We start from the raw sequence: 19,989 nt of genomic DNA on the forward strand, positions 1-19,989 counted from the left end.
GAGACAGCGGAAATCGGCCGCATGCAGCCGACCTTCCCGCAACAACCGCAACACCGTGGCCGGGGACAGTTCCAGTTTCAATCCCGGCTCGACGGTCACGTTTACGGGCGCAGCTATGAAATCGAGACGGCGCGCCACGACGACACCTCGGCGGTGGATTTCCCGGCCAGTGCCTGCAATCCCTGTACGAAGGCGCTCAGGCTCGAGCGGGGCAGCAACAGGCAGGGCTTGCCGTGATGGCGGCACTCCCGTTTGAGGCGGTGGACCGCGTCATGACTGACCCGATCCAGGGGGCACAGGATCCAGTCGGCCTGGGCCACCAGCTCCCTCAGCAAGATGCGGTTGTCCTCCTGACCGCCGTCGTGGTCGATCAATTCCCCCTGCCAGCGCTGAACCAGCCGGCGCAGATTGGCCAGGTGACTTTTGAGGCCGCCGACATACAAAATCCGCCGCCCCTGCAGACTGACCTGCCGTTCTCCTTCCGCCTGGGCGTTCAGTATCCATTCCAGCGCCTGACGTTCCCGCTGTTCCTGCTCTAACCGGGCCTGCAGGGCACGCGCCTTCGCCTGATGTTCCTCCAGGGTCTGTTGCGCCGCCTCCAGACGCAACGTCAGCCGTTCATTGCGCCAGGCCAAGCCTGGAGAAGGAGGAAGTTATGTAGAAGGAAAGACATCGCTGAAACCTTCAGAGCGACCTGACAGGTGCAAGTCCTGTCCGGCCAAGGCTGGCCACCAGCCGGAACCGAGTGTTGCGTGGTCGAGGAGCGATCCCGACTGCGAAGCGTACACAGGGGGCCTGTAGGCCGCGTGATGGAGCCTCGAAAGTACGGAATGCGGAGCCGACGTTGTTGAACGGACGGAAGGCAACAGGGGTGGTGCTGTACTGGCCTGGCATCATCCCTCCGCCGGGGTCGAAGAGCGGGGCATGCAGGGCAAGGGTCGCCCAGGAACCTGGGAGGGCTCGAACACTCCCTGCGGGAAGAGCGGTGCGGGCGCCGTGTGAGAAAAGGTCCAGGCCCATCGGAGCGGTGTCCGGCCGATGGGAGCGAACGGGACACGAAGCAGGGTACCGGCGCGCGAAGGCGACGAAGCGCGCTGGGAAGGTGATCGAGCAATCGGAGCCTGCCGATAGTACCTGGGAAGTCGGGGAACCTGCCCCAAGGGACCCGATGGAGGGAAGCGGCAGGTCGGACGATGGGGCTTTCGGAGGGACAGATGGCCGGGACATCGAGCCAGGAGAACATCTCAACACGACAACGGAAGCTAGCGGAACTGGCCCGGATCGAACCGAAGCTGGAACTGACCACGATTGCCCACCACATCGACGTGGTGTGGCTGGAAGAAGCCTGGCGGCGCACCCGCAAGGACGGGGCCGCCGGGGTGGACGGCGTGACTGCATCCCAATACGCAGCCGACTTAGAGGAGAACCTGACGCGCCTGCTGGAACGGTTCAAGACCGGCCGGTATCGGGCGCCTGCGGTACGGCGCGTCCACCTGCCCAAGCCGGGAACGGGAAAGACCCGCCCGATCGGCATTCCCACGCTGGAAGACAAGGTGCTGCAACGGGCGGTGCTGATGGCGCTGGAACCCATCTTCGAGCAGGACTTTCTCGACTGCGCCTACGGGTTCCGGCCCGGACGCAGTGCCCACCAGGCCCTGGAGAGGCTATGGGGCGGGCTGATGGCCATGGGCGGTGGCTGGGTCATCGACCTGGACATCCAAAACTTCTTCGACGACGTGGACCGGGACCGGCTGCGGAACTTTCTGGGGCAGAGGGTGCGCGACGGCGTGATCTGCCGCGCGATTGGTAAATGGCTGAATGCCGGCGTCATGGAGAGCGGACAGCTTCACTACCCCGAACAAGGGACACCGCAAGGTGGGGTGATCTCCCCACTGCTGGCCAACCTCTACCTGCATCACGTGCTCGACCTGTGGTTCGAGCAGACGGTCAAACCGCGACTGCAAGGCAGCGCCTTCGAAGTCCGGTTCGCCGACGATGCGGTCCTGGTGTTCGAACGGGAAGAAGACGCCCGGCGGGTATTGGCCGTTCTGGGCAAGCGCCTGGCCAAATACGGCCTGCGCCTGCACCCGGACAAAACCCGCCTGCTCGACTTCAGAAAACCCGGACGGAAAGGCCAGAGCTTCCAATACCTGGGATTCACCCACTACTGGGGACGCTCAGGGAAAGGGCGTTGGGTCGTCAAACGCAAGACCGCCCAAGCCCGGCTCAGCCGCTCCCTGCAGGCGATCAACCACTGGTGCCGGATGCACCGCCACTGGCCGGTTGCAGACCAACAAGCGGCCCTGAGCCGCAAACTCAAGGGGCATTATGCCTACTATGGGATCGTCGGCAACAGCCAATCGCTGGCCCGCTTCCTGTACGAGGTCAGACGGCGCTGGTACAAATGGTTGTCCCGCCGCAACCGGGAACGGATGAACTGGGACCATTTTGGGCGGCTGTACAAACGATACCCACTCCCCCCACCGCGCGTGGTTCACGGAATTGCCCGTTGCGTAGCGACGCCATAGTCCGAGGAGCCGGATGCCTTAATGGGGCACGTCCGGATCTGTGGGAACCGCGGGTGAGCAATCGCCCGCGGTCACCCGGCCAGCGGGCAGCCAAGCGGTGGCAGTCAGCGAGGGCTTCGTCGAGGCGTTTTTGCAGGCGGGCGTGCGCCTCTCCGGTTTCCACGTTACGCAACCGCTGTTCCGTCGCCTGGAGGCGGTGGCTCAATGCCGCCAAATCCCGGAGTTGATGCCGGAGTTCCATGAGTTCCTTTTCTTTCGCCTGCAGACGACGCTGGGCGTCGCTGCGGGTTTTGTGCAACTCCCGTTGCAGACGGGGCACCAAATGTCGGTAGCGGTTGAAGCGTTCCATATCGATGCGCAGACTGGCACCTTGCAGGTGCGACAGCATGTGCACATCCCCGAACAAGCGGAACATCAACGCCTCATCCGCGCAAGGATGGGTAATGCCGGCCCAGAACGCACCAGGGATCTCCCCGGCGGCAAAAGCCGCCTGCCACATTTCGGCCAGCGCCTGAACGTCCTTGGCTTGGCGAAAACGCTTCAGTTCATTGGCATATTTGCGGTCCAGATGTTTCTGCGTCAGCTTGGCCAAGGGCCCCGGTTGGGAGATGGCGGTCACGAAGGCGCAATGCAGTTGATAGTCGCTGAAATCGGCCGGCACCGTCATGCGCGCTTTGTGACAAAGCTGTATCAATTCATCCAGGGTCATGCAGGTGCCAGCCACGCTGCAATGAAATCGGTGTTCCAGTTGCCAGATTTTGCGCCGGTGAGCACGGTCAGTTTTGATGTGGGTTGCCGTAACCAGAGTCATGATGGGTCTCCTCCTTGCTTTTGAATGTTAATGATAATGGTTATCATTAACATGTCAAACCAAATTTCAATAAGCAAGCGATGCTCAACTGTGACAGCCTGACTCAGGAACACTGGTTCCCAAGGTTTCGCACGCACTGGCCCAAACTGAGGTTGCAGGTCTGATGCGGCTGCAGTCGCCAGTAGGGGATGCGGAGGCTGGCCGTATCAGGCGCCTTTTCTGGCTGCGGCATTCGCACTCGCGATACTCAGGCGCCTGTCTTGCTGCTTTTTGGGGTGGTTGTCTCTCTCGATTTGGTTTCGAATACGGTATTTTGGATTCCAAGGACAGGCCCTTCTTGACGGGATCCGTCGCCGTACTAATTGGAAGGAACGTCCATCTGTGGGTTTGCCGCCTGGTCGGGCCTGGACACCCTGTCCGAGGGTGTACGCCAGAATCTGCTGTGCTTTGAGGACTACGCCCGGGTCTTTCTTACCCTGACAGTGCTGCAGAATTTGGCCATCCCGGCCGCCTGCAAATGACTTGTGCCATGCTGGCGGTGATGGCCAAGTATTTGCGCGCCTCGCCGTTCTATCCACCCCCAGGCCAGCAGGGGCAGCAGCGCCGGTAACCGCGGCCGCACCCTGCTGCAACTGATGCCCCGTCCCTTGCCAGACCCAGCCATCCTCTCGCCGTATCAACATGCACTCCTTGCCAGCGACTTCATCGCCGGCATGACCGATTCCTACGCGGTGGAACTGTATCAGCGGATTCGGGGGCTTGCGTTGCCGTGATCTGTTCCGGGGGGAAAGGGCTCAGTGCGACGTGAAGTCGTGTAAGTGATTGTTTTGCTTGCAAAAGGAAGTGCATGACAAAACCCGATGTGCTCCCATCGGTTCCCTAGGGACACGGGCGGGATCGGCAACGATCCGGTCCGAAGCTGTCCCGACAATGCACCCCATCCCGAAAGGGTGAAGCGGACCCCGTGAGGGAGAAGCGGAGCTGCGAGCATCACGTGGCAGGGGGCTAGGGACGGAGAGTATGGCGAACGAAAGTGAAGCATCGCTGGAACGCTCGTGAATCCCGAACAGCCAAAGATGCTGAAAGGCTGTAGCTGTCAAGCCCCGTGAGCTTGTATACACGTTTTTTGAAGAGCTCCGGTCGCTTCTTCTGCCAGTCTTTGAGGGCCGGTACTGGTGATATGTGTCCCAGGGCCTTCTGGGGGATCTGATGGTTGTAGACACTGGCATACTGCATCAAGGTCCGTTCCAGATCCTGGCTGCTGCGGAAGCGGGTGGTTTTGAGGATCTCGGCGATCCGACCGTTGAAACGTTCTACCATCCCATTGGTCTGCGGATGTTTGGGTGGGATGAGGCGGTGCTCGATGCCATGGCGTTGGCAGGTCTGGTCGAAAAGGTGACGGCCGGTCGGTTCGCGTTCCCCGGTGGCGCAGAAGCGGTCGGTGAATTGCTCACCCCATCCCTGGGGTTCGCCCCTTCGGGGGCCGCTGCGCGGTCCAAATCCGCTCCCGGCGGATTTGTCTTTGCCGTTGTCGGTCAGGACCTTGGTGATTTTGAAGGGGGCCTTGGCGATCAGGCGGTCGAGGAAGGCGGCGGCGACCTGGGCTTCCTTGGTGGGATGGATTTCCAGGTAGACCCAGCGACTGGCCCGGTCGATGGCGACGAAGAGGTAACGGCCCCGAGTCTCATCGGGCATCTTGGGCAGGTACTTGATGTCGATGTGGACAAACCCGGGCTCGTAGTCCTTGAAGCCTTTCTTTTTGGCCTTGGCGGGGGCGTTCTCCCCTTCCTTGGCAGCGATCAGTTCCTTGAGATTGGAGACCCCATGGCGGCGCAGCAGCCGGTCCAGAGCCGAGCGGGACATCTTGGGATGGATGAAGCGGTGAACGACCGCCAGCAGGTCGTCCAGGGGCAGCAGCAGGGTTTCGCGCAGACAGACGACGATCGCTTCCTGCTGCGGGGTCAGGGTGGCATGGATGGTACCCGTTCATTGCGCCAGGCCAAGCCTGGAGAAGGAGGAAGTTATGTAGAAGGAAAGACATCGCTGAAACCTTCAGAGCGACCTGACAGGTGCAAGTCCTGTCCGGCCAAGGCTGGCCACCAGCCGGAACCGAGTGTTGCGTGGTCGAGGAGCGATCCCGACTGCGAAGCGTACACAGGGGGCCTGTAGGCCGCGTGATGGAGCCTCGAAAGTACGGAATGCGGAGCCGACGTTGTTGAACGGACGGAAGGCAACAGGGGTGGTGCTGTACTGGCCTGGCATCATCCCTCCGCCGGGGTCGAAGAGCGGGGCATGCAGGGCAAGGGTCGCCCAGGAACCTGGGAGGGCTCGATCACTCCTTGCGGGAAGAGCGGTGCGGGCGCCGTGTGAGAAAAGGCCCAGGCCCATCGGAGCGGTGTCCGGCCGATGGGAGCGAACGGGACACGAAGCAGGGTACCGGCGCGCGAAGGCGACGAAGCGCGCTGGGAAGGTGATCGAGCAATCGGAGCCTGCCGATAGTACCTGGGAAGTCGGGGAACCTGCCCCAAGGGACCCGATGGAGGGAAGCGGCAGGTCGGACGATGGGGCTTTCGGAGGGACAGATGGCCGGGACATCGAGCCAGGAGAACATCTCAACACGACAACGGAAGCTAGCGGAACTGGCCCGGATCGAACCGAAGCTGGAACTGACCACGATTGCCCACCACATCGACGTGGTGTGGCTGGAAGAAGCCTGGCGGCGCACCCGCAAGGACGGGGCCGCCGGGGTGGACGGCGTGACTGCATCCCAATACGCAGCCGACTTAGAGGAGAACCTGACGCGCCTGCTGGAACGGTTCAAGACCGGCCGGTATCGGGCGCCTGCGGTACGGCGCGTCCACCTGCCCAAGCCGGGAACGGGAAAGACCCGCCCGATCGGCATTCCCACGCTGGAAGACAAGGTGCTGCAACGGGCGGTGCTGATGGCGCTGGAACCCATCTTCGAGCAGGACTTTCTCGACTGCGCCTACGGGTTCCGGCCCGGACGCAGTGCCCACCAGGCCCTGGAGAGGCTATGGGGCGGGCTGATGGCCATGGGCGGTGGCTGGGTCATCGACCTGGACATCCAAAACTTCTTCGACGATGTGGACCGGGACCGGCTGCGGAACTTTCTGGGGCAGAGGGTGCGCGACGGCGTGATCTGCCGCGTGATCGGTAAATGGCTGAATGCCGGTGTCATGGAAGGCGGACAGCTTCACTACCCCGAACAAGGGACACCGCAAGGTGGGGTGATCTCCCCACTGCTGGCCAACCTCTACCTGCATCACGTGCTCGACCTGTGGTTCGAGCAGACGGTCAAACCGCGACTGCAAGGCAGCGCCTTCGAAGTCCGGTTCGCCGACGATGCGGTCCTGGTGTTCAAACGGGAAGAAGACGCCCGGCGGGTATTGGCCGTTCTGGGCAAGCGCCTGGCCAAATACGGCCTGCGCCTGCACCCGGACAAAACCCGCCTGCTCGACTTCAGAAAACCCGGACGGAAAGGCCAGAGCTTCCAATACCTGGGATTCACCCACTACTGGGGACGCTCAAGGAAAGGGCGTTGGGTCGTCAAACGCAAGACCGCCCAAGCCCGGCTCAGCCGCTCCCTGCAGGCGATCAACCACTGGTGCCGGATGCACCGCCACTGGCCGGTTGCAGACCAACAAGCGGCCCTGAGCCGCAAACTCAAGGGGCATTATGCCTACTATGGGATCGTCGGCAACAGCCAATCGCTGGCCCGCTTCCTGTACGAGGTCAGACGGCGCTGGTACAAATGGTTGTCCCGCCGCAACCGGGAACGGATGAACTGGGACCATTTTGGGCGGCTGTACAAACGATACCCACTCCCCCCACCGCGCGTGGTTCACGGAATTGCCCGTTGCGTAGCGACGCCATAGTCCGAGGAGCCGGATGCCTTAATCGGGCACGTCCGGATCTGTGGGAACCGCGGGTGAGCAATCGCCCGCGGTCACCCGGCTTGCGCCAGGCCAAGCCTGGAGAAGGAGGAAGTTATGTAGAAGGAAAGACATCGCTGAAACCTTCAGAGCGACCTGACAGGTGCAAGTCCTGTCCGGCCAAGGCTGGCCACCAGCCGGAACCGAGTGTTGCGTGGTCGAGGAGCGATCCCGACTGCGAAGCGTACACAGGGGGCCTGTAGGCCGCGTGATGGAGCCTCGAAAGTACGGAATGCGGAGCCGACGTTGTTGAACGGACGGAAGGCAACAGGGGTGGTGCTGTACTGGCCTGGCATCATCCCTCCGCCGGGGTCGAAGAGCGGGGCATGCAGGGCAAGGGTCGCCCAGGAACCTGGGAGGGCTCGATCACTCCTTGCGGGAAGAGCGGTGCGGGCGCCGTGTGAGAAAAGGCCCAGGCCCATCGGAGCGGTGTCCGGCCGATGGGAGCGAACGGGACACGAAGCAGGGTACCGGCGCGCGAAGGCGACGAAGCGCGCTGGGAAGGTGATCGAGCAATCGGAGCCTGCCGATAGTACCTGGGAAGTCGGGGAACCTGCCCCAAGGGACCCGATGGAGGGAAGCGGCAGGTCGGACGATGGGGCTTTCGGAGGGACAGATGGCCGGGACATCGAGCCAGGAGAACATCTCAACACGACAACGGAAGCTAGCGGAACTGGCCCGGATCGAACCGAAGCTGGAACTGACCACGATTGCCCACCACATCGACGTGGTGTGGCTGGAAGAAGCCTGGCGGCGCACCCGCAAGGACGGGGCCGCCGGGGTGGACGGCGTGACTGCATCCCAATACGCAGCCGACTTAGAGGAGAACCTGACGCGCCTGCTGGAACGGTTCAAGACCGGCCGGTATCGGGCGCCTGCGGTACGGCGCGTCCACCTGCCCAAGCCGGGAACGGGAAAGACCCGCCCGATCGGCATTCCCACGCTGGAAGACAAGGTGCTGCAACGGGCGGTGCTGATGGCGCTGGAACCCATCTTCGAGCAGGACTTTCTCGACTGCGCCTACGGGTTCCGGCCCGGACGCAGTGCCCACCAGGCCCTGGAGAGGCTATGGGGCGGGCTGATGGCCATGGGCGGTGGCTGGGTCATCGACCTGGACATCCAAAACTTCTTCGACGATGTGGACCGGGACCGGCTGCGGAACTTTCTGGGGCAGAGGGTGCGCGACGGCGTGATCTGCCGCGTGATCGGTAAATGGCTGAATGCCGGTGTCATGGAAGGCGGACAGCTTCACTACCCCGAACAAGGGACACCGCAAGGTGGGGTGATCTCCCCACTGCTGGCCAACCTCTACCTGCATCACGTGCTCGACCTGTGGTTCGAGCAGACGGTCAAACCGCGACTGCAAGGCAGCGCCTTCGAAGTCCGGTTCGCCGACGATGCGGTCCTGGTGTTCAAACGGGAAGAAGACGCCCGGCGGGTATTGGCCGTTCTGGGCAAGCGCCTGGCCAAATACGGCCTGCGCCTGCACCCGGACAAAACCCGCCTGCTCGACTTCAGAAAACCCGGACGGAAAGGCCAGAGCTTCCAATACCTGGGATTCACCCACTACTGGGGACGCTCAAGGAAAGGGCGTTGGGTCGTCAAACGCAAGACCGCCCAAGCCCGGCTCAGCCGCTCCCTGCAGGCGATCAACCACTGGTGCCGGATGCACCGCCACTGGCCGGTTGCAGACCAACAAGCGGCCCTGAGCCGCAAACTCAAGGGGCATTATGCCTACTATGGGATCGTCGGCAACAGCCAATCGCTGGCCCGCTTCCTGTACGAGGTCAGACGGCGCTGGTACAAATGGTTGTCCCGCCGCAACCGGGAACGGATGAACCGGGACCATTTTGGGCGGCTGTACAAACGATACCCACTCCCCCCACCGCGCGTGGTTCACGGAATTGCCCGTTGCGTAGCGACGCCATAGTCCGAGGAGCCGGATGCCTTAATCGGGCACGTCCGGATCTGTGGGAACCGCGGGTGAGCAATCGCCCGCGGTCACCCGGCCGGAGCGCTCTACGTCAACCGCCCCGAAAGCCGGCGCCGCGCCGGCAAGGGGGCGGGGGCGGCGGCCGCCTTCCGCCTCGCCCGGGGGGCGGACTGGATCGAGCGGGATTTCAGGGAGCTCTTCCTGCCCCGGTTCCACAAACAGATGCGCCTGCAGGAAGCGCTCGATCTGGGGCGCTTCGGCAAGCAGGAGCTGCTGGAACTGCTGCACGACTGGGTCGAGGAATTCGTGACCCGCACCTACGTGCAGGCCGAGGTCATCAATGTCGCCGCCGATTTCTACTGGAAGACCGCCGCGGCCAAGCTGGAGAAGGCGGGCTTCGACCCGGCCCGCTATCTGACCGTCAGCGACGCCACGGTGGTGCACGAGGCCATGAGCCTGCTGGCCCGCAGGGAGCGGGAGCCTGCCGCGCTCGAAGCCTTCCTCCGGTGCTTCGGCCACCGCGCTCCCAACGACTACGAGCTGGCCCAGCCGCGCTACCGGGAGGACCCGGAGCTGGTGGCGGCGCTGGCCCAGCGTGCCGGCCATTCCCGGCCGCCGCAAACCGTGGAGCCGCCTCCTGGGAAGGTGCTGGCGCTGGCGGTCGAGCGGGCCCGGCGTTTCCAGACCCTCAAGGAGGAGGCCAAGCACGACTGCCTGCGCCAGCTGGCCAATCTCCGCCGGCTGCTCTGCGCCATCGGCGCGCGCTTCGGCCTGGGCGACGGGGTGTTCCAGCTCACCCTGGCGGAAGTCGAACGGCTTGCCGAGCCCGGCTTCGCCGCCGGCGCGAAAGCGCTGGCGGCGGCCCGGGACGAGCGGCAGCGGCGCTGGCAGAGCCGGGAACTGCCGGCCCGCCTGTCGGCAGCGTTCCTCGAAACCCTGGGGCAGGCGGATGTCGCGGCCGGGGACAGCGCCGCTGAGCTGTGCGGCACCCGGGTCGCCGGGGAAGGCGACGCCATCGGCCCGGTCCAGGTGGTGCGCGATCCCCGCGACCTGGAAACCTTCCGCGAAGGCCATATCCTGGTGGCGCGCTTCACCGATCCCACCTGGACGCCGCTGTTCGCCCGCGCCAAGGGTTTGATCACCGAGGTGGGCGGGTGGCTCAGTCATGCCGCCATCGTGGCGCGGGAATACAACCTCACCGCCATCGTCGGCGCCGCCAGCGTGACCCGCCAGCTGAGCGACGGGGAGTTGGTGCGCCTCGGCCGCGACGGCCGCATCGTCAAGCTGACCGACCGGCGGGTCGATCCGCGCATTCCGGTGCAGGCGCCGCTGACGGTGATCCAGGGTGGCCGCCGGGTGGGGGCGGAGCTGCGCGACATGAGCCGCAGCGGCGCCCGCATCCGTACCGACGCCGGACTGGCGCCGGGCGATGTGGTCACGGTCGCGCTCGATCTGCTCGACCAGCCCCTGCCGGCGGAGGTGGTGCGGATGACCGGGGCGGGGGAGTACGGCCTGCGTTTCCGGGAGCCCCTGGAAGTCATGCCGCCGCAGCTCGACGCCGCCTGAATCACGGGTGGCGGAAATTGGGCTAGGCTTAACATACCGGCCGCGGTTTGGCCGGTATGTTTTTCCGCATGCAACGAGGGGCTGATTGATGATGCGATGGATCCGTTTCGGAGCGGCGCTGGCGCTGCTGTGGGCCTCAATGGCCGGCGCGGAGCCCCGGGTGTTGATTTTCGGCACCTATGCGGCCGACAAGCCGACCACGACCCTGAAGAAAATCAAGCCGCGATTGAAGGCGCTGGAGGCGGCCCTGAACGGGGCCGGGAAAGAGCCGGTGGTGCTGCGTTATCGCATTGCGCCCAGCTACGAGAAAGGGCTGGACGAGCTGCTCCGGGGAAAGGTGGACTTCGCCCGCCTGGGACCGGCCTCGTATGTGGAAGCCAAATCCCGCAATCCCGCCGTCCGCGTTCTGGCTCTGGAGAGCCGCAAGGGGCGAACACGTTTCAAAGGCGTCATCGCGGTCCGGCAGGACAGCCCGATCCGGTCGGTCGCGGAACTGGCCGGCAAACGCTTCGCCTTCGGCAACCGCCGCTCCACCATCGGCCGTTACCTGGCCCAGGCCTACCTGCTCGATCACGGCATCCGTGCCGACGATCTGGCCGGATTCGAATACCTGGGCCGCCATGACAAGGTCGGCTGGGCGGTGGCGATGGGTCAGTTCGACGCCGGGGCGCTGAAGGAATCGACTTTCAACAAGGTGGTCAAGGCCGGGGCGCCGTTGCGGATCCTGGCGACGTTCCCCAACGTCACCAAACCCTGGGTCGCCGCCCCCCAGCTCGACGAAGCGGTTTTCCAGCGCCTGCGGGCGGCGATGCTGTCGCTGGGGCCGGAAGCCTTTCTTCCCGGTGATGACGGCGATTTCGCGGTCATTCGTGACGCCATCGAACGAAGCGCGCGCTTTTTCGGAGATTGAACGATGCGGTCGCGGATCCGCTCCGGGTTTTCCCTGCCTTTCGTCCTCTTCCTGGCGCTGAGCGCTGCCGTGATCGGTGTCGGGTTCGCCGCCGGACAGATCGCCGCCCGGCTGGATCGGGAACAGCTTCAGGCCGAGCTGGCGCGTCACAGCGACAGCACGCTGTCGCTGCTGTCGGCCTCGCTTTTGGAACCGTTGCTGAGTGAAGACATTCCGGTCATCCGGACCGTTGTGGAACGGGTCGCCCGTGCCGACCCGGATCTGTGCGAGATCGTCGTGCGCAATGCTGACGGGGACGTGCTGGTGCGATGGTCCCGTTCCGGCCCCCATGACGAGCAGCTGCATTTCAGCGGGCCGGTTGCGTTCGACGGGGAACGGCTCGGCGAAATCTCCCTGGCCTGGACTTCGGAACGTATCCGGCAGCAGCTGGAGGCCCGGACGGTGCGGGTCTGGCTGGCGACGACCGTCCCTCTGGCCGCGCTTCTGTTCCTGGTGCTCGCCATCGTTCATTGGCTGGCGGTGCGGCCGTTGCGGCGTATCTGCCGCCATGCCGAGGCTTTCTCCCGGGGGGAGGGCAGCTCCCGCCTGCCTCCGAAAGGCAGCCGGGAACTGCGCCTGCTGACGGAAACGGTCAACAGGACCCTCGAGCTGATGGCGCAGAGCCGCCGGCAGCAGGCGGCGCTCGAAAAGGCGCTGGATGAGGCCCATGCCGCCAAGGAACTGGCCGAGGTGACGCTCCACTCCATCGGCGATGCGGTCATCACCACCGACCGTTACGGGCGGGTGACCTATCTCAATCCGGTCGCGGAGAAACTGACCGGCTGGCGCCGGGACGAGGCTGTCGGCCTGTCCATTCGCGAGGTGTTCTTCATCGTCGACGGTGAGAGCGGCGAGCGGATCGAAAACGATCCCGTCAGCCGGGCGCTGGAGGCGGACGACGTGGTGCTGCTCGAAGGCTATGTCAAACTCAATGCCCGTGACGGTCAGCAGTATGTCATCGAGGATTCGGCGGCGCCGATCCGCACCCGCGAGGGCGTCGTTCTCGGCGCGGTGCTGGTGTTCCATGACGTGACCGAGCAGCAGCACATGAGAGAGGAAATGAATTACCAGGCGACCCACGATCCTCTGACCGGCCTGCTCAACCGCCGGGCCTTCGAGCAGAAACTGCGCGATCTGGTCGAGGACTTCGAATGCAAGGAGCACGCGCTGCTCTATCTCGATCTCGACCAGTTCAAGGTGGTCAACGACACCTGCGGCCATGCCGCCGGCGACGCCCTGCTCAAGCAGCTGACTGCGGTGATGCAGGCGCGCCTGCGCCGCAGCGACATTCTCGCCCGGCTCGGGGGCGACGAGTTCGCCATCATCCTGCCCTGCTGTCCGTTCGAACAGGCCCTGGCCTGCGCCGAAAAATTGCGTCAGGCGGTCCAGGATTTCCGTTTTCCCTGGCAGGGCAACACCTTCGCCGTGGGGGTCAGCATCGGTCTGGTGCCCTTCCGCGGCGCCGAGCAGAATCCCGCTGACGTGCTCAGCGCCGCCGACCAGGCCTGCTTCGCCGCCAAGGACGCAGGCCGCAACCGGGTCCACGTGTACCAGCCGGACGACCGCGAACTGGTGCAGCGGTGCCAGGAGATGCACTGGGTGGCGCGCATCCACCGGGCGCTGGAGCGGGACGATTTCGCGTTGTACGTGCAGCCGATCGTGCCGGTGCGGGGCGAAGGGGAAGGCGACCACTACGAGATCCTGCTGCGGATGTACACCGAGGACGGCAAGCTGGTGCCGCCCGGAGCCTTCCTGCCGGCGGCTGAACGTTACGACCTGATTGGCCTCGTCGACCGCTGGGTGATCGAGGCCTACCTGGCCTGGCTGGGGGAAAATCCCGCGCATCAGGAGGATCTGGCACTGGCCTCCATCAACATTTCCGGCACCTCGGTTTCCGATACCCATTTTCTCGATTTCATCCTGCGTCAGGTGAAAGCCAGCGGTATCGATCCGAGCAAGCTGTGTTTCGAGATTACCGAAACCGTGGCTATCGCCAACATTGAGCACGCCCGCTGCATGATCGCGGCCCTGAGCGATCTGGGTTGCTGCTTCGCCTTGGACGACTTCGGTACCGGGATGTCGTCGTTCGGTTACCTGAAGCACATGCCGGTGGATTTCCTCAAGATCGACGGCTCTTTCATCAAGGATCTGGTCCGTGATCCCATCGATTATGCTTTGGTGAAGACTATCAATGAGGTGGGCCACATCATGGGCAAACGGACCATTGCCGAGTTCGTCGAGGACGACGAGATCCTGCAGCGTTTGCGTGAGATCGGCGTCGATTTCGCCCAGGGGTACGGCATCGGCAAGCCCCAGCCTCTGGAAGAATGGGTTGCGGCCCGGCGGACGAGGCCCTAAAATTCCTTTCGTTTCGCCGTGTAATTCATCCCCCCGGCATTCGAGGCCCGGCCGTGAACCGACCCCTGTCCCCGCACCTGCAGATCTACCGGCTGCCGCTGACCGCCTGGCTGTCGATCACCCACCGGATCACCGGGGTCGTGCTCAGTTTCGGCCTGGTGGTGCTGGTGGGCATTTTGCTGGTGATTGCCGGCGCCGGGGAGGGCTATCAGACCCTGCAAGCGTTTCTGCACGGTTTTTGGAGTCAGACAGTGTTGCTGCTGTGGCTGCTGGCCCTGTTTCTGCATTTCTGCCACGGCATCCGCCATCTGCTCTGGGACGTGATCCTGGGTTTCGAGCGCGAGCGGCTGCCGCGCCACAGCCTGGTGGAACTGCTGGCGGCGCTGGGATTGACCTGCCTGGCCTGGTTATGGATTTGAGGACTGCATTCCGCGCTCCCCTGGCCCGGGCGCTCGGCCTCGGCAGCGCCCACAGCGGCAGCGGGCACTGGTGGCTGCAACGGCTGACCGCCATCGCCCTGGTTCCGCTGACCGGCTGGCTGATCTGGTTTCTGGTGCAGCTGAGCAGGCTACCTCATAGTGAGATGTTGACCTGGCTGGCCCGGCCCTGGCAGGCGGGGTTGCTGCTGGCCTATCTGGTTACCGCCGGTTTTCACGCCGCCCTGGGGTTGCAGGTGGTCATCGAGGATTACGTGCATCATCCGGCCCTCAAACTGACCGCCCTGATCGGTGTCAGGTTGGGAATGGGGGGGGTGGTGCTCGTGGGGGTGGCCGCCCTGATTCGCATCATCGCCACCGGAGGTGCCGGATGAAGCCGGCCTATCCCATCACCACCCATACTTATGATACCGTCGTGGTCGGCGCCGGCGGCGCCGGCCTGCGGGCGACCCTGGGAATGGCGGCGCGGGGGCTCAAGACCGCCTGCATCACCAAGGTGTTTCCGACCCGCAGCCATACCGTCGCCGCCCAGGGAGGGATCAGCGCCGCTCTGGGCAACGTGGGGGAGGATGACTGGCGCTGGCATATGTACGACACCGTCAAGGGTTCCGACTGGCTCGGCGACCAGGACGCCATCGAGTACATGTGCCGTGAGGCCATCCCGGCGGTGATCGAGCTGGAGCACATGGGGGTGCCCTTCTCCCGTACCCCGGAAGGCAAGATCTACCAGCGCGCCTTCGGCGGCATGACCACCCATTTCGGCAAGGGGGAGGCCCGGCGCACCTGCGCCGCCGCCGACCGCACCGGCCATGCCATCCTCCACACCCTGTACCAGCAGTCCCTCAAGCATCAGGCCCAGTTCTTCATCGAATACTTCGCCCTCGATCTGGTCATGGACGAAGACGGGGTCTGCCGCGGCGTGCTGGCCTGGTGCCTGGAGGACGGTAGCCTGCACCTGTTCCGCGCCCATATGACGGTGATCGCCACCGGCGGTTACGGGCGGGTCTATTTCTCCTGCACCTCGGCCCATACCTGCACCGGCGACGGCAACGCCATGGTACTGCGCGCCGGCCTGCCGCTGCAGGACATGGAATTCGTCCAGTTCCATCCCACCGGCATCTACGGCGCCGGCTGCCTCATCACTGAGGGCGTCCGCGGGGAGGGGGGCTATCTGACCAATTCCGAGGGGGAGCGCTTCATGGAGCGCTACGCCCCCCACGCCAAGGATCTGGCCTCGCGCGACGTGGTCAGCCGCGCCATGACCGTCGAAATCCGGGAGGGCCGTGGTGTCGGTCCCCACAAGGATCATCTGCTGCTGCACCTGGAACACCTGGACCCGCAGATCATCCACGAACGCCTGCCGGGGATCGCCGAGACCGCCCGCATCTTCGCCGGGGTCGATGTCACCCGGGAGCCGATTCCGGTCATTCCCACCGCCCACTACAACATGGGCGGCATTCCCACCAACCTCGACGCCGAGGTGGTCACCCTCAGGAACGACGACCCGGAAACCCCGGTGCCGGGGCTGATGGCCATCGGCGAGACCGCCTGCGTGTCGGTCCACGGCGCCAACCGCCTGGGCTCCAATTCCCTGCTGGACATCGTGGTCTTTGGCCGCGCCGCCGCCATCCGCTGCGCCGAGCTGGTCAAGCCGCGCCGTCCCCACAAGACGCTGTCCGCTGCCGCGCTCGAGCCGCTGCTGGCCCGCTTCGACCGCATCCGCCACGCCGACGGCAGCCTGCGGGTGGCCGAGGTGCGCGCGCGCATGCAGCGCTGCATGCAGAATCACGCCGCCGTGTTCCGCAACGCCGAGGTGCTGCGGGAAGGTCTGGACCAGCTCAGGGAAATCGCCGCCAGTTTCGACGACATCCGCCTCAGCGACCGCTCCCTGGTGTGGAACACCGATCTGGTGGAAGCCCTGGAGCTGGCCAACCTGCTGCCCCAGGCCCTGGTCACCGTCGCCGCCGCCCTCAACCGCACCGAAAGCCGCGGCGCCCATGCCCGAGAAGACTATCCCGAGCGCGACGACGACCACTGGCTCAAGCACACCCTGATCTGGCTCGACCACGGCAACGCTTCCCGCATCGCCTACCGGCCGGTGCATCTCAAGCCGTTGACCGCCGACGTCGCGCCCATCCCACCCCAGCCGCGAGTGTACTGAGATGGTGGAATTCTCCCTGCCGCCCCACGCCAAGGTCAAGCCGGGGAAAACCTGGCCCGCCCCGGAAGGGGCCAAGGACATCCTCACGGTCAAGCTGTACCGCTACGATCCCGAATCCGGCGACAATCCCCGCCTCGATACCTATCTGCTGGACCGCAGCCGCTGCGGCAAGATGGTGCTCGACGTCCTGTTCCACATCAAGAACGAGATCGACTCCAGCCTTGCCTTCCGCCGCTCCTGCCGCGAGGGGGTGTGCGGTTCCTGCGCCATGAACGTCAACGGCCGCAACACCCTGGCCTGCATCAAGCCGCTGGCCGAGGTGGGCGACACCCTCACCCTCTATCCACTGCCCCACCTGGAAGTGCACAAGGACCTGGTGGTGGACATGACCCACTTCTACGCCCAGTACGCCTCAGTCCAGCCCTGGCTCAAGGCCCTCACCCCGGAGCCGGCCGACCGCGAGCGTCTCCAGAGCCCCGAGGAACGCGCCCGGCTCGACGGCCTCTACGACTGTATCCTGTGCGCCTGCTGCTCCACGTCCTGTCCCAGCTACTGGTGGAACGGCGACCGGTATCTGGGGCCGGCGGTGCTGCTGCAGGCGTACCGCTGGATCGCCGACAGCCGCGACGAGGCCACCGGCGAACGCCTCGACCAGCTCGAAGATCCCTTCAAGCTGTACCGCTGCCACACCATCATGAACTGCACGGACACCTGTCCCAAGGGGCTCAACCCCGCCAAAGCCATCGCCGAGATCAAGAAGCTTCTCATCGAACGCAAGCTGTGACCGCACCGCAACCGTTGCGCTGGCGCTGCCGCCGCGGCATGCGGGAGCTGGACGTCCTGCTGGAAAGGTGGCTGGCGCGCCATTGGGACACGGCGACGGCGGTGGAACGGGCGGCCTTTGCGCGGCTGCTGAGCTATCCCGATCCCCTGCTGTGGGACTGGCTGGTGGCCGGTCTCCCCGGACCCGACGAAGAGCTGACCGCCCTGTGCCGTCGGATCCGCGCTTCGGTCTAGACCTCCGTTTCCGCCCTTCCCGCTGGCAGTCGCTCTGGCTGCTGGGCAGTCACGGCCTCGTCCTGACGGCCGTGGTGTTGAGTGCGATCCCGCCGCCCTGGCCCATAGTACTGACGCTGCTGGTGCTGGCCCATGCCGCCGGCTTGTGGTTCGCGCGCCACCGCTTCGCCGGCTGGCGCCTCAGCTACCGTGACGGTCAATGGCGCCTGCAGGATGCCAGGGGGCGTCCGGTCGCCACCCGGCTGTGTCCCTCCACCTGGATGAGCCCCTGGCTCACGGTGTTGCACTGGCGTACGGACCGGGGGGATTTTCTCGCCGTGCCGGTCTGGAAAGACGCCCTGGCGGCCGCCGATTACCGCAGGTTACAGGCGCGTTTGCGGTGGGGATGACTGTCCGGCCAGCTCCTCCAGGCACAGCGCCAGGGCCGTGTCCCAGGCGGGCGGGGTGAGACCGAAGGTGGCGGTGAGTTTGCCGGTATCCAGGACCGACCAGGCCGGGCGGCGGGCGGGGGTGGGATAGTCGGCGGTGGTGATGGGGTCAATCCGGGCGGCGGTCTCCGGCAACAGCCCGGCGTCGATTCCCCGGCGGCGGATGGCGTCGGCGAAACCGTGCCAGGTGGTCGCCCCCGTGCAGGTGAGGTGATAGGTGCCGCAGGTGTCGGATACGGCCCGGCGGGCCAGCATCTGCGCCGTGGTTTCGGCGATGACCCGGCTCCAGGTGGGGGTGCCCGATTGGTCGGCCACCACGCCGATCCGCTCCTTTTCCCGCAGCAGCCGCAGCATGGTAAGGAGGAAGTTTTTGCCGCGCGCACCATAGACCCAGGCGGTGCGCAGGATCCAGTGGTCGCAGCCGCTGGCGCGGATCGCCTCTTCGCCTGCCAGTTTGGTGCGCCCGTAGACGCTTTGGGGACCGGTGGGATCGTCCTCCCGGTAGGGGCGGTCGCCGTCGCCGGCAAAGACGTAATCGGTGGAGTAATGAATCAGCCCGGTCCCCAGCCGGCGGGTTTCTTCCGCCAGAATGCCGGGAGCGGTGGCGTTGATCTTCTCGGCCAGCTGCGGTTCCGCCTCGGCCCGGTCGACGGCGGTGTAGGCGGCGGCGTTGACGATCACGGCGGGCCTGATCTGTCGCAGGGCGGCGACGATGCTGTCGGGATCAGCCAGATCGACGGCCGGCTCGCTGCGGCGGTCCAGGGCGATCACTTGACCCAAGGGCAGCAGGGCGCGGCGCAGTTCGAAGGCCACCTGGCCCCGGCGGCCGATGACGAGAATGGGGCGGGTCATGGGTGATAGCGGGGCAGGTCGGTTGCCGCGATGTCACGCAGACGCAGTCCGTGACGGTCCTTGTCCGACAGCAGGGGTTCGGTTACCGGCCAGTCGATGCCGATGTCCGGGTCGTTCCACAGCAGGCTGTGCTCGGTTTGCGGATTGTAGAAGTCGGTGCACTTGTAGGCGAACAGGGCCTCGTCACTCAGGACGCAGAAGCCGTGGGCGAAGCCCTCGGGGACGTAGAGCTGGCGGTGGTTGTCCGCCGAAAGCTCGTACCCCACCCAGTGGCCGAAGGTGGGCGAGCCTTGGCGGATGTCCACGGCGACGTCGAACACCGCCCCTTTAAGCACCTGCACCAGCTTGCCCTGGGGCTGGGGCCACTGGTAATGGAGGCCGCGCAGGATCCCCCGGCGCGACAGGGACAGGTTGTCCTGGACGAAGTCCAGGTCCAGGCCGGCCTCGGCATAGCGGCGCCGGTTCCAGGTTTCCATGAAGAAACCGCGCCGGTCGCCGAAGACGTCCGGTTCGATCAGCAGCACGCCAGGGAGTTTGGTTTGGGCGATTTTCATGCGGATGCGGGTTGGGTTTTTTCGTATTCTTCTAACGTTTTTTTAAGCCAGGAATAAAGCGTTTCCGGGGCGACATCGGCGCCGTTGGGCCAACAGATCGTACCCAAGGTCGGGTCCACCCGAAGTTTTCGGAAGCATTCAGGATCGCGCAGCGGCGCGAAGATGCCACGGAAAGAAAGATAGGCCCCCAAATCCAGCGCGCCTTCAAGGCCATCCTCGAAGCGTAAATAGACACGGTGGTTGTCGAGCGGACGGGCTTCAATGAGATCGACGAGCATGGGTCACTCCAATGGTGGTATCGGTTTCAAGGGGGCATAGCGTTCCGCCCGTTGCCAATTGTCCATCAGCTCCGATTGGTGTCTGGCAGCCCACTCCATCACCAGACTATAGAACATGGCGATAACGATACCAAAGAATCGGCTGATTTCAGGCATCAATGCCT

At 64.8% G+C, this 19,989-nt stretch carries 19 protein-coding genes and 1 pseudogene; 14 read left to right on the forward strand and 6 right to left on the reverse strand.

Annotated features, from left to right (window positions below; all coding sequences use genetic code 11):
* Positions 1–113: 113 nt before the first annotated feature.
* Positions 114–635 carry a DUF2325 domain-containing protein gene (locus MCIT9_RS04595; RefSeq protein WP_317706240.1) on the reverse strand — a complete coding sequence of 174 codons (522 nt, stop codon included), beginning with the start codon at positions 633–635 and terminating at the stop codon, positions 114–116.
* A 558-nt stretch (positions 636–1,193) separates the two neighbouring features.
* On the opposite strand from MCIT9_RS04595, the gene ltrA (MCIT9_RS04600) reads away from it, so the two are divergent.
* The 3 genes from ltrA (MCIT9_RS04600) to MCIT9_RS13660 all read left to right on the forward strand — a co-directional run bounded on the left by ltrA (MCIT9_RS04600) (position 1,194) and on the right by MCIT9_RS13660 (position 4,112).
* Positions 1,194–2,528, forward strand: coding sequence for a group II intron reverse transcriptase/maturase (gene ltrA, locus MCIT9_RS04600; protein WP_317706241.1), 1,335 nt, complete (start codon positions 1,194–1,196; stop codon positions 2,526–2,528).
* A gap of 97 nt (positions 2,529–2,625) precedes the next feature.
* Complete coding sequence (locus tag MCIT9_RS04605; protein ID WP_317706242.1) at positions 2,626–3,363, forward strand: hypothetical protein; 738 nt, start codon at positions 2,626–2,628, stop codon at positions 3,361–3,363.
* A gap of 611 nt (positions 3,364–3,974) precedes the next feature.
* Complete coding sequence (locus tag MCIT9_RS13660) at positions 3,975–4,112, forward strand: hypothetical protein (RefSeq protein WP_422880192.1); 138 nt, start codon at positions 3,975–3,977, stop codon at positions 4,110–4,112.
* 322 nt (positions 4,113–4,434) lie between these two features.
* Here the strand turns inward: MCIT9_RS13660 and MCIT9_RS04610 are convergent.
* Positions 4,435–5,316, reverse strand: a pseudogene (locus MCIT9_RS04610) (integrase core domain-containing protein); the annotation flags it as partial.
* A gap of 584 nt (positions 5,317–5,900) precedes the next feature.
* On the opposite strand from MCIT9_RS04610, the gene ltrA (MCIT9_RS04615) reads away from it, so the two are divergent.
* From ltrA (MCIT9_RS04615) to MCIT9_RS04665, 11 genes are all read left to right on the forward strand, one after another.
* On the forward strand, positions 5,901–7,235 hold the full coding sequence (gene ltrA, locus MCIT9_RS04615) for a group II intron reverse transcriptase/maturase (RefSeq protein ID WP_317704536.1): 1,335 nt from the start codon (positions 5,901–5,903) through the stop codon (positions 7,233–7,235).
* A gap of 652 nt (positions 7,236–7,887) precedes the next feature.
* Positions 7,888–9,222, forward strand: coding sequence for a group II intron reverse transcriptase/maturase (ltrA, locus tag MCIT9_RS04620; protein WP_317704477.1), 1,335 nt, complete (start codon positions 7,888–7,890; stop codon positions 9,220–9,222).
* Between the two features lie 225 nt (positions 9,223–9,447).
* Positions 9,448–10,791 carry a PEP-utilizing enzyme gene (locus MCIT9_RS04625; RefSeq protein ID WP_317706243.1) on the forward strand — a complete coding sequence of 448 codons (1,344 nt, stop codon included), beginning with the start codon at positions 9,448–9,450 and terminating at the stop codon, positions 10,789–10,791.
* A gap of 88 nt (positions 10,792–10,879) precedes the next feature.
* The gene (locus MCIT9_RS04630) at positions 10,880–11,701 is read left to right on the forward strand and encodes a PhnD/SsuA/transferrin family substrate-binding protein (RefSeq protein ID WP_317706244.1); all 822 of its coding nucleotides are present in this window, start codon (positions 10,880–10,882) and stop codon (positions 11,699–11,701) included.
* A 3-nt stretch (positions 11,702–11,704) separates the two neighbouring features.
* Entirely contained in the window at positions 11,705–14,098 is a 2,394-nt protein-coding gene (locus tag MCIT9_RS04635; protein WP_317706245.1) for an EAL domain-containing protein, read from the forward strand.
* 53 nt (positions 14,099–14,151) lie between these two features.
* A complete protein-coding gene (gene sdhC, locus MCIT9_RS04640; protein ID WP_317706246.1) occupies positions 14,152–14,517 on the forward strand; it encodes a succinate dehydrogenase, cytochrome b556 subunit in 366 nt (121 codons plus the stop codon).
* Positions 14,514–14,909: a succinate dehydrogenase, hydrophobic membrane anchor protein gene (sdhD, locus tag MCIT9_RS04645; RefSeq protein WP_317706247.1), complete on the forward strand. Its 396-nt coding sequence runs from the start codon at positions 14,514–14,516 to the stop codon at positions 14,907–14,909. The genes sdhC and sdhD overlap by 4 nt, the downstream gene beginning before the upstream one ends.
* The gene (gene sdhA / locus MCIT9_RS04650) at positions 14,906–16,696 is read left to right on the forward strand and encodes a succinate dehydrogenase flavoprotein subunit (protein ID WP_317706248.1); all 1,791 of its coding nucleotides are present in this window, start codon (positions 14,906–14,908) and stop codon (positions 16,694–16,696) included. Before sdhD ends, sdhA begins: the two co-directional genes overlap by 4 nt.
* 1 nt (position 16,697) lies before the next feature.
* Positions 16,698–17,480, forward strand: a complete 783-nt coding sequence (locus MCIT9_RS04655; RefSeq protein ID WP_317706249.1) for a succinate dehydrogenase iron-sulfur subunit — start codon at positions 16,698–16,700, stop codon at positions 17,478–17,480.
* On the forward strand, positions 17,477–17,713 hold the full coding sequence (locus tag MCIT9_RS04660; RefSeq protein WP_317706250.1) for an FAD assembly factor SdhE: 237 nt from the start codon (positions 17,477–17,479) through the stop codon (positions 17,711–17,713). Before MCIT9_RS04655 ends, MCIT9_RS04660 begins: the two co-directional genes overlap by 4 nt.
* On the forward strand, positions 17,686–18,102 hold the full coding sequence (locus MCIT9_RS04665) for a protein YgfX (protein WP_317706251.1): 417 nt from the start codon (positions 17,686–17,688) through the stop codon (positions 18,100–18,102). Before MCIT9_RS04660 ends, MCIT9_RS04665 begins: the two co-directional genes overlap by 28 nt.
* Here the strand turns inward: MCIT9_RS04665 and rfbD are convergent.
* The 4 genes from rfbD to MCIT9_RS04685 are packed head-to-tail and all read right to left on the reverse strand — an operon-like array spanning position 18,076 to position 19,981.
* The gene (gene rfbD / locus MCIT9_RS04670) at positions 18,076–18,993 is read right to left on the reverse strand and encodes a dTDP-4-dehydrorhamnose reductase (protein ID WP_317706252.1); all 918 of its coding nucleotides are present in this window, start codon (positions 18,991–18,993) and stop codon (positions 18,076–18,078) included. The genes MCIT9_RS04665 and rfbD overlap by 27 nt on opposite strands.
* Positions 18,990–19,547, reverse strand: a complete 558-nt coding sequence (rfbC, locus tag MCIT9_RS04675; protein WP_317706253.1) for a dTDP-4-dehydrorhamnose 3,5-epimerase — start codon at positions 19,545–19,547, stop codon at positions 18,990–18,992. Before rfbC ends, rfbD begins: the two co-directional genes overlap by 4 nt.
* Positions 19,544–19,825 (reverse strand): DUF2442 domain-containing protein, encoded by a 282-nt coding sequence (locus tag MCIT9_RS04680; RefSeq protein ID WP_317706254.1) that lies wholly within the window; start codon positions 19,823–19,825, stop codon positions 19,544–19,546. The genes rfbC and MCIT9_RS04680 overlap by 4 nt, the downstream gene beginning before the upstream one ends.
* Positions 19,826–19,828: 3 nt before the next feature.
* Positions 19,829–19,981: a DUF4160 domain-containing protein gene (locus MCIT9_RS04685; RefSeq protein WP_317706255.1), complete on the reverse strand. Its 153-nt coding sequence runs from the start codon at positions 19,979–19,981 to the stop codon at positions 19,829–19,831.
* Positions 19,982–19,989 lie beyond the last annotated feature (8 nt).

This window comes from Methylomarinovum caldicuralii, from assembly GCF_033126985.1.
In the GTDB taxonomy this organism is placed as follows: domain Bacteria; phylum Pseudomonadota; class Gammaproteobacteria; order Methylococcales; family Methylothermaceae; genus Methylohalobius; species Methylohalobius caldicuralii.